Genomic DNA, 15,455 nt, shown 5'->3' with positions numbered 1-15,455 from the left:
AACGAGGTGCTACGCTCAGATCGCCCAGATGGCGGCATCATCAGCCTTTTATCTGCCATCACGGCGTCTCACACCGACGTAACCATGCTCACTAACGCCGCTGCCGTATGAACGGGCGTTTTGGCCGTTTTTAGCGGTGCAGATGGGTAAAAACTGCAGTTTTGCCTTTGGAAAAATCTGTAAGCGACGTCACCGACACTGGATACGACCATCCCTGTACTGGATACGACGCCCCCTGTAGGCGTCAGATTTTCACTGGTACATGATCAGTCTCGACTCGTTTGCAAGGCACCGTGCCAGAGCTGTCGTCGCACACTCCAACCGCAACACTTATAAAGCGCGGCGAATGCCGCCAGAAAAAACACAGGAGTCTACCCCTATGAAAGGTTCACCCTCGTTGTTGTTGGCCGCCATGCTGAGTCTGCCAGTCCTGGCGAACGCTGCAGAACCGGCACAATGTCAGACCGTCAACTTCTCCGATGTCGGCTGGACCGACATCACCGTCACTACCGCGACCACCAGCGAAGTCCTCAAGGGCCTGGGCTACAAGCCACGCACCACGATGATTTCGGTACCGGTGACTTACAAGTCCCTGGCCGACGGCAAGAACATGGACATCTTCCTCGGCAACTGGATGCCGACCATGGAAAACGACATCAAGCAGTACCGTGATGCCGGCACCGTGGAAACCGTACGCGCCAACCTGGAGAACGCCAAGTACACCCTGGCGGTCCCTGAAGCGCTGTACAACAAAGGCCTTAAAGACTTCGCCGATATCGCGAAATTCAAGGACGAACTGGGCGGCAAGATCTACGGTATCGAGCCGGGTAACGACGGCAACCGCACCATCCAGACCCTCATCGACAAAGACGCCTTCGGCCTGAAAACCGCTGGCTTCAAGGTGGTCGAATCCAGCGAAGCCGGGATGCTCTCGCAGGTGGAACGCGCCTCCAAGCGCGACCAGGCCATCGTGTTCCTCGGCTGGGAACCGCATCCGATGAACACCCGCTTCAAGATGAAGTACCTGACCGGGGGTGACGATTCGTTTGGCCCCAACTACGGCCAGGCCACCATCTATACCAACGTGCGCAAGGGCTACACGCAAGAGTGCAGCAACGTTGGCCAACTGCTGAAAAACCTGTCGTTCACCCTGAACATGGAAAGCACCCTGATGGGTAAGGTCCTGGACGACAAACAGAAGCCTGACGTCGCCGCCAAGGCGTGGCTCAAGGCCAACCCGCAAGTGCTCGACACCTGGCTCGCCGGTGTCACCACCGTTGATGGCAAACCTGGACTGGACGCCGTAAAAGCCTACCTCGCCAAGTAATCCGTTGTCCCCGGGGCGGTGCGCTGCCCCGGGATGTTTTCCCTCTTCGCATGTGGACATTCACTACCATGCTGACTGAACAGAAAATCCCACTAGGCCAGTACATCGCTGCCTTCGTCGAATGGTTGACCCAACACGGCGCCAACTACTTCGACGCAATCGCATCGACCCTGGAAACGATGATCCACGGCGTGACGTTCGCGCTGACCTGGTTCAATCCGCTGGCATTGATCGGTCTGATTGCGCTGCTGGCTCACTTTATTCAACGCAAATGGGGCCTGACCGTGTTTGTCATCGCCTCCTTCCTGCTGATCCTGAACCTGGGGTACTGGCAGGAAACCATGGAGACCCTGGCGCAAGTGCTGTTCGCCACCCTGGTCTGCGTGGTCATCGGTGTGCCGCTGGGCATTGTTGCCGCGCACAAACCGTTGTTCTACACCATGATGCGGCCGGTGCTCGATCTGATGCAGACCGTACCGACATTCGTCTACCTCATCCCTACCCTGACCCTCTTCGGGCTGGGTGTGGTGCCTGGGTTGATTTCCACGGTGGTGTTCGCGATTGCCGCGCCGATCCGCCTGACCTACCTGGGTATCCGTGACGTTCCCCAAGAGCTGCTCGACGCCGGCAAAGCCTTTGGCTGCTCGCGCCGTCAGTTGCTCTCGCGCATTGAACTGCCCCACGCCATGCCGAGCATCGCTGCCGGTATTACCCAATGCATCATGCTGTCGCTGTCGATGGTGGTGATCGCGGCCCTGGTGGGCGCCGACGGCCTCGGCAAGCCAGTGGTCAACGCGCTCAACACGGCTGACATTGCCCTGGGCTTTGAAGCGGGCCTAGCAATCGTCTTGCTGGCCATCATGCTCGACCGCATCTGCAAACAACCCGACGCCAAAGTAGGGGGTGATGCATGAGCATTATCCGATTCGACAAGGTCGACGTGATCTTCTCCAAAGACCCACGCGAAGCGCTCAAGCTGCTGGACCAGGGCATGAGCCGTAACGAGATCCTGAAAAAGACCGGGCAGATTGTCGGCGTTGAAAAAGCCAGCCTGGATATCGAGAAAGGCGAGATCTGCGTGCTGATGGGCCTGTCGGGCTCCGGCAAGTCGAGCTTGCTGCGTTGCATCAACGGTCTCAACACCGTCAGCCGTGGCCAGCTGTTTGTGGAGCATGAAGGTCGCCAGATCGACATCGCGTCCTGCACGCCCGCCGAGCTGAAAATGATGCGCACCAAGCGTATCGCCATGGTGTTCCAGAAGTTCGCCCTGATGCCGTGGCTGACGGTGCGCGAAAACATCAGCTTCGGCCTGGAGATGCAGGGCCGCCCGGAGAAAGACCGCCGCAAGCTGGTGGATGAAAAGCTTGAGCTGGTGGGCCTGACCCAATGGCGTAACAAGAAGCCCGACGAGCTGTCCGGCGGCATGCAGCAGCGTGTCGGCCTGGCCCGTGCGCTGGCGATGGACGCCGACATTTTGCTGATGGACGAACCCTTCTCGGCCCTCGACCCGCTGATCCGCCAAGGCCTGCAGGACGAGTTGCTGGAGCTGCAACGCAAGCTGAGCAAGACCATCGTGTTCGTGAGCCACGACCTTGATGAAGCGCTCAAGCTGGGCAGCCGTATCGCAATCATGAAAGACGGCAAGATCATCCAGTACAGCGTGCCGGAAGAGATCGTGCTGAACCCGGCGGACGACTACGTGCGCACTTTCGTCGCCCACACCAACCCGCTGAACGTACTGTGCGGCCGTAGCCTGATGCGCACCCTGGACAACTGCAAGCGCGTCAACGGTTCGGTGTGCCTGGACCCGGGTGGCGACTCGTGGCTGGACCTGGCCGAAGGCAACACCATCAAGGGTGCTCGCCAGAATGGAGCAGTGATGAACTTGCAGAACTGGGCACCGGGACAAGCGGTGGAAGGTTTGGGCCGGTTACCGACGCTGGTGGATTCGAATATCGGCATGCGTGATGCGTTGCAGATTCGTTATCACACCGGGAATAAGTTGGTGTTGCATGACAACAACCAGGTGGTGGGGATCTTGGGGGATAGCGAGTTGTACCACGCCCTTTTAGGCAAAAACCTGGGTTAAGTAACACCGCAAAACAAATGTGGGAGCGGGCTTGCTCGCGAATGCGGTGTATCAGTCAGCACATCTGTAACTGATCCACCGCATTCGCGAGCAAGCCCGCTCCCACATTTAGACCCAGCAGTGTCAGTGAGGACACTGCCAGGCTTCAACTATCAGCTATAGACCCGGCCAAGGAGCTGCCGATGGCTTTCAAACTGATCGAGCACGTCCCGGGTGATCTGTTCCTGGGCAAAGCCCATCAGGTCGTATTCCTGAGGACCGTTGTGCAGGTAGACCTCGGCCCGGTAGTAACGGGTGCGCTCTTCCTCGGGCAGGTCAGTCGGTGCCGACGAGTAAGCATCCAGGCTCACTTCGTAGACAAACGGGTTGCCCTCTTCCATCTCGATGCGCACACCGATGCAGCGCTTGGATTTGCCGAGCAAGGTCTGCACTTCCAGCCCTTGGTCACGCAGCGCAACAGCCGCCTCTTCCAACGCCGGCGTTACGTGCTTGTCCATGAAACGCTGCACCGTGCCCTGGCTCGGTTGCAGGTCCAGCGCGGTCAAGCGCTCGCTGAAACCACGACGGCCACGCTCGGCCAGTTGCGCCTGCTCCTGTTCGATGGCCACGTCTTGGCGCATCGCCTTGTGCAAACCGAACATGAAGAAGATCAACACCACCGAGAACGGCAGTCCCGCCAGCACCACCATGGTTTGCATGGCTTCGAAGTTGCCGGCAAACAGCAGGCCGATGGTCACCAGGGTGATCACCGCCGACCAGAAGATCCGCAGCCAATGCGGCGCATCTTCGTCCACGTTGCCGCCTTTGCAGGAAAGGTTGGCCATCATCACTGCGCCGGAATCCGCCGGGGTCAGGAACAGCACGAAGCCCACAAAGATCGACACACCGATGACGATTTTCGACGCTGGGTAATGCTCGAGCAGTTGGTAGATGGCCATCGACGGTTGTTCCAGCGCCGTCTTGCCCAACTCCACCGCACCGTGGTTGAGCACCAGGTCCAGGGCGGAGTTGCCGAAGATCGACAGCCACGCCAGGGTGAAGCCCAGCGGAATCAACAGCACGCCTGCCACCAGTTCACGCACGGTGCGACCACGGGAAATCCGCGCGATGAACATGCCGACGAATGGGGCCCAGGAAATCCACCATGCCCAGTAGAACAGGGTCCACAGGCCCATCCAGCGTTCGGTCTTGTCGGCGTCGCCTTCGTACACATACAGGTCGAAGGTTTTCAGCACCAGGCCGTTCATGTAGTCGCCGATGTTCTGCACGAAGCCGTTGAGCAAGTGCAGGGTCGGGCCAAACAACAACACAAAGATCAGCAGGCCGCTGAACAGCACGATATTGAGGTTGGACAGACGGCGAATGCCGTTCTCCACACCCGACACGGCAGCGATGGTTGCCACGGTGCTCATCACGATGATCACGATCAGCAGGTTGGTGTTGCTGTGCTCCATGCCGAACAGGTTTTCCAACCCGGACGACACTTGCATCGAACCAATCCCCAGGTTCGTCACCAAGCCGAGCAGGGTTACGAACATGCCAAAACCGTCTACCGCGTGGCCGGCCGCGCCCTTTACCCAACGCTCGCCCACCAGCGGGTACAGCGCCGAACGCAAGGCCAGCGGCTGGTTATGACGGTACGCAAAGTACGCCACGGCCAGGCCGACCAGGGCGTAGATCGCCCAGCCGTGCAGGCCCCAGTGCAGGAAGGTCAGTTGCAGCGCCTGACGGGCGGCGCCATTGCTGGCGGCTGCGCCTTCAGGCGGGTTGAAGTAGTGGTCCAACGGTTCGGATGCACCGAAGTACAACAGCGAGATACCGATGCCCGACGAGAACAGCATGCCGGCCCAGGCGCCGTAGCTGAAGTCCGGGGTGTCGTCCTTACTGCCCAGTTTCAGCTTGCCGTACGAGGAAAACGCCAGGCCTACCACGAACACGAGGTAGGCGGCGATGACCACCATGTAGTACCAGCCGAAGCTTTTCGAAAGCCACGCCTGTGCGACGCCGAGCATGCGCCCGGCCTCCTGCGGGGCGATGATCAGGATGGCAGTCAACAACAGAATCAACGCGGTGGAGGTGTAGAACACCCAACCGTTGACCCGCACCTTTTCTGGCGGGGTCTTTATAAGAGAGGCAGAACTCATGGCGCAGATGCTCCGGGCAGTGCGAGAGAGAAACACAAGGCAGCGGTTATCCCGGGACATCGCTTTATGGGCAGGCGACGGACGGGTGTTATAAAGACACCCCGAAAAACCTTGCACCCCTACCGAACCAGTAGATAGGGCGTTTCAAGGGTTTTTGCAGGTGTCATTTGTCGCGGCTCCCAGGTAGGAAACATCTGTAGGCAGCGACCATTTGTCGCAGATCTTATTCTTTGTTGATTGAACGTTCAATCAAAACAAAATAGACTGGCCATCAAGCCGACGGACGTTCATCGCCTGTCGGCAGGCCTAAGGAGAGGTGCTACATGCCCAAGGTCGGTATGCAACCCATACGCCGCCAGCAATTGATCGAAGCCACTTTGACGGCCATCGATCAGGTCGGAATGGGAGATGCCAGCATTGCGCTGATCGCCCGTTTGGCCGGCGTCTCGAACGGCATCATCAGTCACTACTTTCAGGACAAGAACGGCCTGATCGCAGCGACCATGCGGTACTTGATGAATGTGCTGATCGAGAACGTCCACGAACGCAGGCTGGCCCTTACGGACGACAGCCCACGTGCACACCTTCAGGTGATCATCGAGGGCAACTTCGACGCCAGCCAGGTCAACGGCCCGGCTATGAAAACCTGGCTGGCCTTCTGGGCCACCAGCATGCATCACCCGTCATTGCACCGGTTGCAGCGGATCAACGATCAACGTCTGTATTCCAACCTGTGCTGCCAGTTCCGCCGAGTGCTGCCGCTGCCGCACGCACGCAAAGCAGCCCGAGGCCTGGCGGCCCTGATCGACGGTTTATGGTTGCGCGGCGCCCTGTCGGGAGACGCTTTCGACACGGCGCAGGCGCAACGGATCGCTTACGAATACATGGATTTCCAATTGGCCAAGCAGGTGAGTTAGAGCACACATAAACCGCTCAACCCCTGAACTGCTGTCGCTCAGTGTTGCCACACCCTTATGGCCCACTGTTCGGCGGTTAACGCCAACCACTTATGCACTTGCGAGGACTTTATGGCCCGTTTCGACCTGCAAAAACTCTACATTGACGGCGGCTACAGCGACGCTGGCAGCGATGCCACTTTCGACGCCATCAACCCGGCTAACGGTGAAGTTCTCGCCCAAGTACAACGCGCTACTAAAGAAGACGTTGAACGCGCCGTGGTCAGCGCCGAAAAAGGCCAGAAAATCTGGGCCGCCATGACCGCCATGGAGCGTTCGCGCATCCTGCGTCGTGCCGTCGACATCCTGCGCGAGCGCAACGATGAACTGGCCGCCCTGGAAACCCTGGACACCGGCAAGTCGTTCTCCGAAACCAAATACGTCGACATCGTCACTGGCGCCGACGTGCTGGAATACTACGCAGGCCTGGTGCCGGCCATCGAAGGCGAGCAGATCCCACTGCGCGACACGTCGTTCGTCTACACCCGCCGCGAGCCGCTGGGCGTTGTCGCCGGTATCGGCGCATGGAACTACCCGATCCAGATCGCCCTGTGGAAATCCGCGCCAGCCCTGGCCGCCGGTAACGCGATGATCTTCAAGCCAAGCGAAGTCACCTCGCTGACCACCCTGAAACTGGCCGAGATCTACACCGAAGCCGGCGTACCGCCTGGCGTGTTCAACGTATTGACCGGCAGCGGCCGTGAAGTCGGCACCTGGCTGACCGAGCACCCGCGCATCGAGAAAATCTCGTTCACCGGCGGCACCGACACCGGCAAGAAAGTCATGGCCAGCGCTTCGAGTTCTTCGCTCAAAGACGTGACCATGGAACTGGGCGGCAAGTCCCCGCTGATCATCTTCGACGACGCCGACCTGGATCGCGCCGCCGACACCGCGATGATGGCCAACTTCTACAGCTCCGGCCAGGTCTGCACCAACGGCACCCGCGTGTTCGTGCCCAAACACCTGCAAGCGGCCTTCGAAGCCAAGATCGTTGAGCGTGTTGCGCGCATTCGCGTGGGCAACCCGGAAGACGAAAACACCAACTTCGGCCCGCTGGTCAGCTTCCAACACATGGAAAGCGTGCTGGGCTACATCGCCACGGGCAAAGAGCAAGGCGCACGCCTGCTGTGCGGCGGCGAGCGTCTGACCGAAGGCGACTTCGCCAAAGGCGCCTTCGTGGCCCCGACCGTGTTCACCGACTGCACCGACGACATGGTCATCGTGCGTGAAGAAATCTTCGGCCCAGTGATGAGCATCCTCACCTACGAGACCGAAGAAGAAGTGATCCGCCGCGCCAACGACACCGACTTCGGCCTGGCCGCTGGCCTGGTGACCAAGGACCTGAACCGCGCCCACCGCGTGATTCATCAACTGGAAGCAGGTATCTGCTGGATCAACGCCTGGGGCGAGTCCGACGCGAAGATGCCGGTCGGCGGCTACAAGCAATCGGGTGTTGGCCGTGAGAACGGCATCAGCTCGTTGAACAACTTCACCCGCATCAAATCGGTACAGGTTGAGCTGGGCGACTACGCCTCGGTGTTCTAACAGCTCCGGGATTCGCCGTTGTAGTGAGCGGGCTTGCCCCGCGCTGGGCTGCGTAGCAGCCCCATCCCGGACACCACTGTTTGACTGACCTGACCATCTCCAAAGAGGGTGCATTTATGTCCCAAGAATACGACTACATCATTGTGGGTGCCGGCTCCGCCGGTAACACCCTGGCGACCCGTCTGACCGAAGACGAAGGCGTCACCGTTTTGCTGCTGGAAGCCGGTGGCCCCGACTACCGTTTCGACTTCCGCACGCAAATGCCAGCCGCCCTGGCCTTCCCACTGCAAGGCCGTCGCTACAACTGGGCCTACGAGACCGATCCAGAGCCACACATGGACGGCCGCCGCATGGAATGTGGTCGCGGCAAGGGCCTGGGTGGCTCTTCCCTGATCAACGGCATGTGCTACATCCGTGGCAACGCGATGGACTACGACGGCTGGGCAAAACTGCCAGGCCTGGAAGACTGGACCTACCTGGACTGCCTGCCGTATTTCCGCAAGGCCGAAACCCGCGACATCGGCCCGAACGATTGGCACGGCGGCGATGGCCCGGTCAGTGTGACCACGCCAAAAGCGGGCAACAACCCGCTGTTCCACGCCATGGTTGAAGCAGGCGTGCAGGCCGGTTACCCGCGTACCGTGGACTTGAACGGCTACCAGCAAGAAGGCTTCGGCCCGATGGACCGTACCGTTACGCCTAAAGGCCGTCGCGCCAGCACCGCGCGCGGTTACCTGGACACGGCAAAGAAGCGTTCCACGCTGACCATCGTCACCCACGCCCTCAGCGACAAAGTGCTGTTTGAAGGCAAGCGCGCCGTGGGCGTGCGTTACCTGATCGGTGCGGCTGAAGAGCGCGTTGAAGCCCGTGCACGTAAAGAAGTGATCGTGTGCAGCGGCGCAATCGGTTCGCCGCAGTTGCTGCAACGCTCCGGCGTTGGCCCGGCCCCGTTGCTGGAAAGCCTCGATATCCCGGTGGTCCACGACCTGCCCGGCGTCGGCGAAAACCTGCAGGATCACCTTGAGCTGTACCTGCAATACGCCTGCACCCAACCGGTGTCGTTGTACCCATCACTGCTCTGGTACAACCAGCCGGCCATCGGTGCCGAGTGGCTGTTCAACGGCACCGGCATTGGCGCCAGCAACCAATTCGAAGCGGGCGGTTTTATCCGCACCCGTGAAGAATTCGAATGGCCGAACATCCAGTACCACTTCTTGCCAGTTGCGATTAACTACAACGGCAGCAACGGTGTGCAAGAGCACGGCTTCCAAGCGCACATGGGCTCCATGCGTTCGCCGAGCCGTGGTCGCATCCAGCTCAAGTCGAAGAACCCGCGGGACTACCCGAGCATCCTCTTCAACTACATGGCCACCGAGCAAGACTGGCAGGAATTCCGCGACGGCATCCGCCTGACCCGTGAAATCATGCAGCAGCCGGCACTGGACCAATACCGTGGCCGCGAGATCAGCCCAGGTATTGAAGTGCAAACCGATGATCAGTTGGACACGTTCATCCGCGAGCACGCCGAAACCGCGTTCCACCCGTCCTGCTCGTGCAAGATGGGCACCGACGACATGGCGGTCGTGGACGGCGAAGGCCGCGTGCATGGCATGCAAGGCCTGCGCGTTGTGGATGCGTCGATCATGCCGATCATCACCACCGGCAACCTGAACGCGCCGACGATCATGATCGCCGAGAAAATCGCCGACAAGATCCGTGGCCGCCAGCCACTGCCGCGCAGCACTGCCGACTACTACGTGGCAGGCGATGCGCCGGTGCGTGGCAAGCCGTTGCGTGAAATTGCGCAGTAACTGATACACCGCGGCGCTCCCTTCGCGAGCAAGCCCGCTCCCACATTTTGACCGCATCCCTATGTTGGAACTCGGTCAAATGTGGGAGCGAGCTTGCTCGCGAAGAGGCCCGACCAGTCAATGCAAAACCCCTCCTTGATCAGCTACTCTGTCCGCCTGCCCGCGACGAGCCGCCCACAAGGAAGGCCCCATGTTCGATCACTACGCCACACTCAAAAAACACTTCGCAGCCCTGCGCACCCGCGCCGAGTTCTTCTCGCTGCGTTACGTGCGCGAATCCGGCCAGTACCTGGCCGTGCGCAAGAACGTCGCCGAACCACCCCATCTGAACCACGACGAAGGCGCCATGCTCACCGTGCGTCTCAACGGTGTGGAAGCCTACGCTGCGACCAACGACATTTCCCTGGCCGGCCTGCAAGCCGCCCTTGAGCGTGCCGAGCAGCAAGCTCGATTGATCAAACCCCATGCCCTGCTGGACCTGCGCGACCAATACGTGTCCAGCGATGTGGCCGACTACCTGTCACCTGACCTCGATCAGCCCTTCCCGTCCTTGAGCGACTGCTACCAGTTGCTCGGCAGCGAATCGGCCGCAGTGCCCAAGGACGAGCGCCTGGTCAATTGGGAAGTCAGCCTCGGCCTGACCCACGTCGAACAGATCTACCTCAACAGTGCCGGCGCCGAATTGCGCCAGGCCCAACGTTTTGTGTTCCCTGGCGTCAACGTCACCGCTTATGACGGCAATGACAGCCAGACCCGCACCCTCGGCGGCAGCAACTTTGGCCAGCAGGGCGGCGTTGATGTGATCAACCGCTTCGGCCTGGTGGGGGCCGCGCCGCGCATCGCCGACGAAGCCCTGCAACTGCTGCTCGCGCCAAACACGCCCAACGGCCCGCGCGACCTGTTGTTGATGCCCGACCAGATGATCCTGCAGATCCACGAGTCCATCGGCCACCCGCTGGAGTTGGACCGCATCCTGGGTGACGAGCGCAACTACGCCGGCACCAGCTTCGTGCAGGCCAGCGACTTTGGTCACCTGCAATACGGCTCGCCGTTGCTCAACGTGACCTTCGACCCGGACATCCCCGAACAGCTCGCCAGCTACGGCCATGACGACGACGGCACCGCCGCCAGCAAGCAATTCCTGATCCGCGAAGGGCTGTTGCTCAAGCCACTGGGCGGTGCGCTGTCGCAATACCGGTCGGGCATGGGCGGCGTGGCCAACAGCCGCGCCAGCAGTTGGAACCGCGCGCCCATCGACCGCATGGCCAACCTGAATATCGAAGCCGGCGACAAGAGCCTGGCGCAGCTGATTGGCGGTATCGAGAACGGCATCCTGATGTCGACCAACCGCTCGTGGTCCATCGACGATGCACGCAATAAATTCCAGTTCGGTTGCGAGTGGGGCCAACTGATCGAAAACGGCGAGCTGAAAGGCGTGGTGAAAAACCCCAACTACCGGGCGATTTCCGCGCAGTTCTGGCGCAACCTCAGCGCGGTCGGCGACGCCAGCACCTTCAAAGTGTTGGGCACGCCAAACTGCGGCAAAGGCGAACCCAACCAGGTGATCCGCGTGGGCCATGCCTCGCCGGCCTGCGTGTTCAGCAACGTTGATGTGTTTGGGGGAGATGCCTGATGAACAATTTCAAGGCATTGGTTGAATGGCTCAAGAAAGCCGTCACCAACAGTGAACAATTCCACTTGGGCTATGCGGACGAGTCGTCCGAGTTTGTGCGTTTCAACCACGCCAAGGTGCGCCAGGCCGGCCAAGTGCAGCAGGCCAGCCTCAATCTGAAACTGATCAATGATGGCCGCCATGCCGACCTGGGCATCACCCTGGCCGGCGAGCCGGAACTGGACCGCCAGCGCTTGGCCGATGGTTTGCAACAGTTGCGTGAAACCTTGCCATTGCTGCCGCAGGATCCTTACCTGCTGCTGAACCACAACGCCTGGCAAAGCAACAACGAACAGGCGCAGCCGTTGCCGGAACTGGCCCAGGTGCTGGAAAACATCAGCCAGGCCGCAGACGGTGTGGACTTGGTGGGTTTCTATGCCGCCGGCCCCATCAGCCGGGGTTTTGCCAGTTCATCAGGCGCCTTTGGCTGGCACCAGGCCAATAGCTTCAACTTCGATTTCAGCCTGTTCCATGCCAACGGCGAGGCGGTCAAGGCCAGCTACGCCGGGCACACCTGGGACAGCGCCGAATTTGCCGCACGCTTCCAGCAGGCCCGCGAGCAGTTGGCGTTCCTCGGGCGCCCGCTGCACACACTGGCGCCTGGGCAATACCGGGCCTACCTCGCCCCGGCGGCGATGGAAGAAATCATCAGCATCATCACCTGGGGTGGTTTCTCCGCCCAGGCCATCGCCAGCAAAGGCAGTTCGTTGCAAAAGCTGTATGCGGGCGAACAGTCCCTGAGCCCGCTGGTGACAGTGAACGAGCAGGTCAGCGGCTCCCTGAGTGAAGCGTTCTCCAGCGAAGGCTACCCACGCGGTGACGTCACGCTGATCAACGCGGGACGTGCCCAAGGCGAGTTGATCAACTCCCGCAGCGCTGCCGAATACGGCTTGAGCACCAACGGTGCCAGCAGCGACGAGTCGCCCAGTGCCCTGCAGATGGCGGCAGGCAGCCTGGCGCAAGCCGATATCCTCAGGCAGTTGGGCACCGGGTTGTACATCAGCAACCTGTGGTACCTGAACTACTCCGACCTGCCGGCGGCGCGCCTCACTGGCATGACACGCTTTGCCACGTTCTGGGTGGAAGACGGCGAGATCAAGGCGCCGGTTAGCACCATGCGCTTTGATGACAGTGTGTACAGCCTGCTGGGATCGCAGTTGGAAGCGCTGACGGCGGAGCGGGAGTTGTTGTTGTCGGCCAGTACGTATGGGCAGCGCAATACCTCATCCAACCTGTTGCCAGGGGCCTTGGTCAAACGCCTGACCCTGACGTTGTAAATGCAAAACCCCTGTGGGAGCGGGCTTGCTCGCGAATACGGTGGGTCAGTCAACTCATTCAGTGACTGACACACTGCTTTCGCGAGCAAGCCTGCTCCCACATTAGTTTGTGCAGGTTTCTGATACCTCGCTTCGCACCTTCCTACCGCCAATTCCCATCTCCCACCCGTTCCCTCGCCCTCAGTTGTCCCCCGCAAAAAACCTCGCTATAACGGTTAGTGGCATACCGCCACCCCACAGGAAGTGAGCGTTGACATGAACCAGGGAAGTTTCGTCATACAAAAGCTGTTCAAGCACTACAACGTTCACGTCGAGCAACTGGGCAACGATCCGCAAAAAGACACGGTGCTGATGGTCAACGGCGCGCTGTCCACCACGCGCTCCTTCGCCCGCACCAGCAAGTGCCTGGCCGAGCATTTCAATGTGCTGTTGTTCGACCTGCCCTTCTCGGGCTACTCCCGTGAACACAACACCGACCTCGACCTGGTAACCAAGGACGACGAGGTGCAGATCCTGCGGGCCCTGGTAGAGCGCTTTGAGGTCAACCATCTGGTGTCGGCTTCCTGGGGTGGCATCTCCACACTGCTGACCCTGGCCCACAACCCACCGTCGATCAAAAGTTCAGTGGTGATGGCGCTGGCACCGAGCCTCAACCAGGCCATGCTCGATTATGTGGAACGCGTGCGCGTGCTGATCGAGGCCGATGACAAGTCCGCCGTAGGCCATTTGCTCAACGACACGGTGGGCAAATTCCTGTCGGCACCGCTCAAGCGTAATAACCATCGCCACCTGTCGACCATGGCCACCACCGAATACCGCCAGGCGCGCTTTCATATCCATCAGGTGCTGGCCCTTGGCGATGGCAATTACCTGCCGGCGCTCCGGCAGATCGAAACACCGGTGCATTTTCTCAACGGTGCGCTGGACGAATACACCCCCGCCGCCGAAGCCGAGTTGTTCAAGCAATATGTGGGGCGCAGCAGCTTTGCAGTAGCCGAGCACACCGGCCACTTGCTCGACCTCGAATCTTCCGAGGCCGCCGCGGCGGTGCACCGCGCTTTGCTGGATTTCCTGGTGGGAAAAGGCGCGATGGATGGCGCATAATCGCCGACACATAGCCTGCTAACAAAAAGGGTTTTCTATGCCGAATCGCGTCCCGCTCGATGCCAAGACCGCCCGCTGGCTCCCCTGGGTGGTCGCGATTGCCTTCTTCATGCAGTCACTCGATGGGACGATTCTAAACACGGCATTGCCGGCCATGGCGCGGGACCTCGCCGAAAACCCATTGCGCATGCAAGGCGTGGTGATCGCCTACATGCTCACCGTCGCCTTGTTGATCCCGGCCTCAGGCTGGATTGCCGACCGCTTCGGCACCAAGAAAATCTTCTTTGGCGCAATCATGCTGTTCAGCATCGGCTCGTTGCTGTGTGCGCTGTCCAGCAGTTTGACCATGCTGGTGGGCGCACGGGTGATCCAGGGCCTGGGCGGCGCATTGATGCTGCCGGTCGGCAGGCTCGTGGTACTGCGCGCGTATCCCCGCTCCGAACTGGTGCGGATCATGGGCTTCATTACCATCCCCGGCCTGCTCGGCCCGCTGCTCGGCCCGACCATGGGCGGTTGGATGGTGCAATACCTGACCTGGCACTGGATCTTCCTGATCAACCTGCCGGTGGGCATGATCGGCTGCTACGCCGTGTGGAAATTCATCCCCGACCTGCGCGGCAGCGAGCGCACCCGCTTTGATAGCGTGGGGTTCCTGCTATTTGGCGCGGCGATGGTGCTGATCACCATCGCCATGGAAGGCCTGGGCGAACTGCACCTGCCGCACCTGCGGGTGATGTTGCTGCTGTTCGGCGGGCTGGCGTGCCTGGCGGCGTATTGGCTGCGCGCCGGGCATATCGATAACCCGCTGTTTTCGCCGGTACTGTTCAAGACCCGCACCTTTGCCGTGGGCATCCTTGGCAACCTGTTTGCGCGCCTGGGCAGCGGCGCGTTGCCGTTCCTGGTGCCGCTGCTGTTGCAGGTGGCGCTGGGTTATTCGCCGTCGGAAGCCGGAATGAGCATGCTGCCACTGGCGGCGGCGGCGATGTTTGCCAAGTCCATCGCGCGTCCATTGATCGAGCGCCTGGGCTACCGCATCGTCCTCACCGGCAACACCCTGGCACTGGGCATCATGCTGGCGAGCATGGGCCTGGTCAGCGAACACACGCCTTACCCACTGTTGCTGGGCATGTTGGCGATATTGGGGGCAATCAACTCCCTGCAATTTACCGCGATGAACACCGTCACCCTCATCGACCTGGACGACGCCCAGGCCAGTAGCGGCAACAGTTTGCTATCGGTGGTGGCACAATTGTCCCTGAGCCTTGGGGTGGCTTGCGCCGGCGCGTTGCTCGGTGGCTTCACCGCTGAAACCGGTAACGATGGCGTGGAAAGCGTACTGGGCGCCTTCCAGCTGACCTTCCTGACCGTGGGCATCATGGCGATGCTGGCGGCGGCGATCTTCCTGCAATTGTCGCCAACCGACGGCAAACGGGTGATCAACCGCGAGCACGATATCGAGCATTAACAGGCTTCCCGTCTAGAACTTGCAGGGAAAATCCTGCGGGACTGGTACACTGCGCAACATTTTGT

Annotated in this window: 11 protein-coding genes; 10 read left to right on the top strand and 1 reads right to left on the bottom strand. The window is 60.5% G+C overall.

Annotated elements, in window-relative coordinates:
* The first annotated feature begins 379 nt into the window (after positions 1–379).
* The 3 genes from HF257_RS27760 to choV all read left to right on the top strand — a co-directional run bounded on the left by HF257_RS27760 (position 380) and on the right by choV (position 3,416).
* Positions 380–1,327, top strand: a complete 948-nt coding sequence (locus HF257_RS27760) for a choline ABC transporter substrate-binding protein (RefSeq protein ID WP_185709203.1) — start codon at positions 380–382, stop codon at positions 1,325–1,327.
* A gap of 68 nt (positions 1,328–1,395) precedes the next feature.
* Positions 1,396–2,241, top strand: a complete 846-nt coding sequence (gene choW, locus HF257_RS27755; RefSeq protein WP_017735985.1) for a choline ABC transporter permease subunit — start codon at positions 1,396–1,398, stop codon at positions 2,239–2,241.
* Positions 2,238–3,416 (top strand): choline ABC transporter ATP-binding protein, encoded by a 1,179-nt coding sequence (gene choV, locus HF257_RS27750; protein ID WP_058426626.1) that lies wholly within the window; start codon positions 2,238–2,240, stop codon positions 3,414–3,416. Before choW ends, choV begins: the two co-directional genes overlap by 4 nt.
* A gap of 152 nt (positions 3,417–3,568) precedes the next feature.
* Here the strand turns inward: choV and HF257_RS27745 are convergent, their stop codons facing one another.
* Positions 3,569–5,503 carry a BCCT family transporter gene (locus HF257_RS27745; protein ID WP_332872235.1) on the bottom strand — a complete coding sequence of 645 codons (1,935 nt, stop codon included), beginning with the start codon at positions 5,501–5,503 and terminating at the stop codon, positions 3,569–3,571.
* Between the two features lie 380 nt (positions 5,504–5,883).
* On the opposite strand from HF257_RS27745, the gene betI reads away from it, so the two are divergent.
* The 7 genes from betI to mdtD all read left to right on the top strand — a co-directional run bounded on the left by betI (position 5,884) and on the right by mdtD (position 15,390).
* Positions 5,884–6,477: a transcriptional regulator BetI gene (betI, locus tag HF257_RS27740; RefSeq protein ID WP_185709201.1), complete on the top strand. Its 594-nt coding sequence runs from the start codon at positions 5,884–5,886 to the stop codon at positions 6,475–6,477.
* Between the two features lie 111 nt (positions 6,478–6,588).
* A complete protein-coding gene (gene betB / locus HF257_RS27735) occupies positions 6,589–8,061 on the top strand; it encodes a betaine-aldehyde dehydrogenase (protein WP_185709200.1) in 1,473 nt (490 codons plus the stop codon).
* A gap of 116 nt (positions 8,062–8,177) precedes the next feature.
* Entirely contained in the window at positions 8,178–9,872 is a 1,695-nt protein-coding gene (gene betA / locus HF257_RS27730) for a choline dehydrogenase (RefSeq protein ID WP_185709199.1), read from the top strand.
* Between the two features lie 190 nt (positions 9,873–10,062).
* Entirely contained in the window at positions 10,063–11,505 is a 1,443-nt protein-coding gene (locus HF257_RS27725) for a TldD/PmbA family protein (protein WP_185709198.1), read from the top strand.
* A complete protein-coding gene (locus HF257_RS27720; protein WP_185709197.1) occupies positions 11,505–12,821 on the top strand; it encodes a TldD/PmbA family protein in 1,317 nt (438 codons plus the stop codon). The genes HF257_RS27725 and HF257_RS27720 overlap by 1 nt, the downstream gene beginning before the upstream one ends.
* Positions 12,822–13,076: 255 nt before the next feature.
* Positions 13,077–13,925 carry an alpha/beta fold hydrolase gene (locus HF257_RS27715; protein ID WP_185709196.1) on the top strand — a complete coding sequence of 283 codons (849 nt, stop codon included), beginning with the start codon at positions 13,077–13,079 and terminating at the stop codon, positions 13,923–13,925.
* Between the two features lie 37 nt (positions 13,926–13,962).
* The gene (gene mdtD / locus HF257_RS27710) at positions 13,963–15,390 is read left to right on the top strand and encodes a multidrug transporter subunit MdtD (RefSeq protein ID WP_185709195.1); all 1,428 of its coding nucleotides are present in this window, start codon (positions 13,963–13,965) and stop codon (positions 15,388–15,390) included.
* Positions 15,391–15,455 lie beyond the last annotated feature (65 nt).

Source organism: Pseudomonas cremoris (assembly GCF_014230465.1).
Note: the sequence above shows the minus strand (reverse complement) of the source record. Positions and strands in the feature narration are given on the sequence as shown.

Coding starts and splice junctions, on each gene's coding strand:
- mdtD (WP_185709195.1), top strand. CDS start 13,963: ATGCCGAATCGCGTCCCGCTCGATGCCAAGACCGCCCGCTGGCTCCCC.
- HF257_RS27720 (WP_185709197.1), top strand. CDS start 11,505: ATGAACAATTTCAAGGCATTGGTTGAATGGCTCAAGAAAGCCGTCACC.
- betI (WP_185709201.1), top strand. CDS start 5,884: ATGCCCAAGGTCGGTATGCAACCCATACGCCGCCAGCAATTGATCGAA.
- choV (WP_058426626.1), top strand. CDS start 2,238: ATGAGCATTATCCGATTCGACAAGGTCGACGTGATCTTCTCCAAAGAC.
- betA (WP_185709199.1), top strand. CDS start 8,178: ATGTCCCAAGAATACGACTACATCATTGTGGGTGCCGGCTCCGCCGGT.
- betB (WP_185709200.1), top strand. CDS start 6,589: ATGGCCCGTTTCGACCTGCAAAAACTCTACATTGACGGCGGCTACAGC.
- choW (WP_017735985.1), top strand. CDS start 1,396: ATGCTGACTGAACAGAAAATCCCACTAGGCCAGTACATCGCTGCCTTC.
- HF257_RS27715 (WP_185709196.1), top strand. CDS start 13,077: ATGAACCAGGGAAGTTTCGTCATACAAAAGCTGTTCAAGCACTACAAC.
- HF257_RS27760 (WP_185709203.1), top strand. CDS start 380: ATGAAAGGTTCACCCTCGTTGTTGTTGGCCGCCATGCTGAGTCTGCCA.
- HF257_RS27725 (WP_185709198.1), top strand. CDS start 10,063: ATGTTCGATCACTACGCCACACTCAAAAAACACTTCGCAGCCCTGCGC.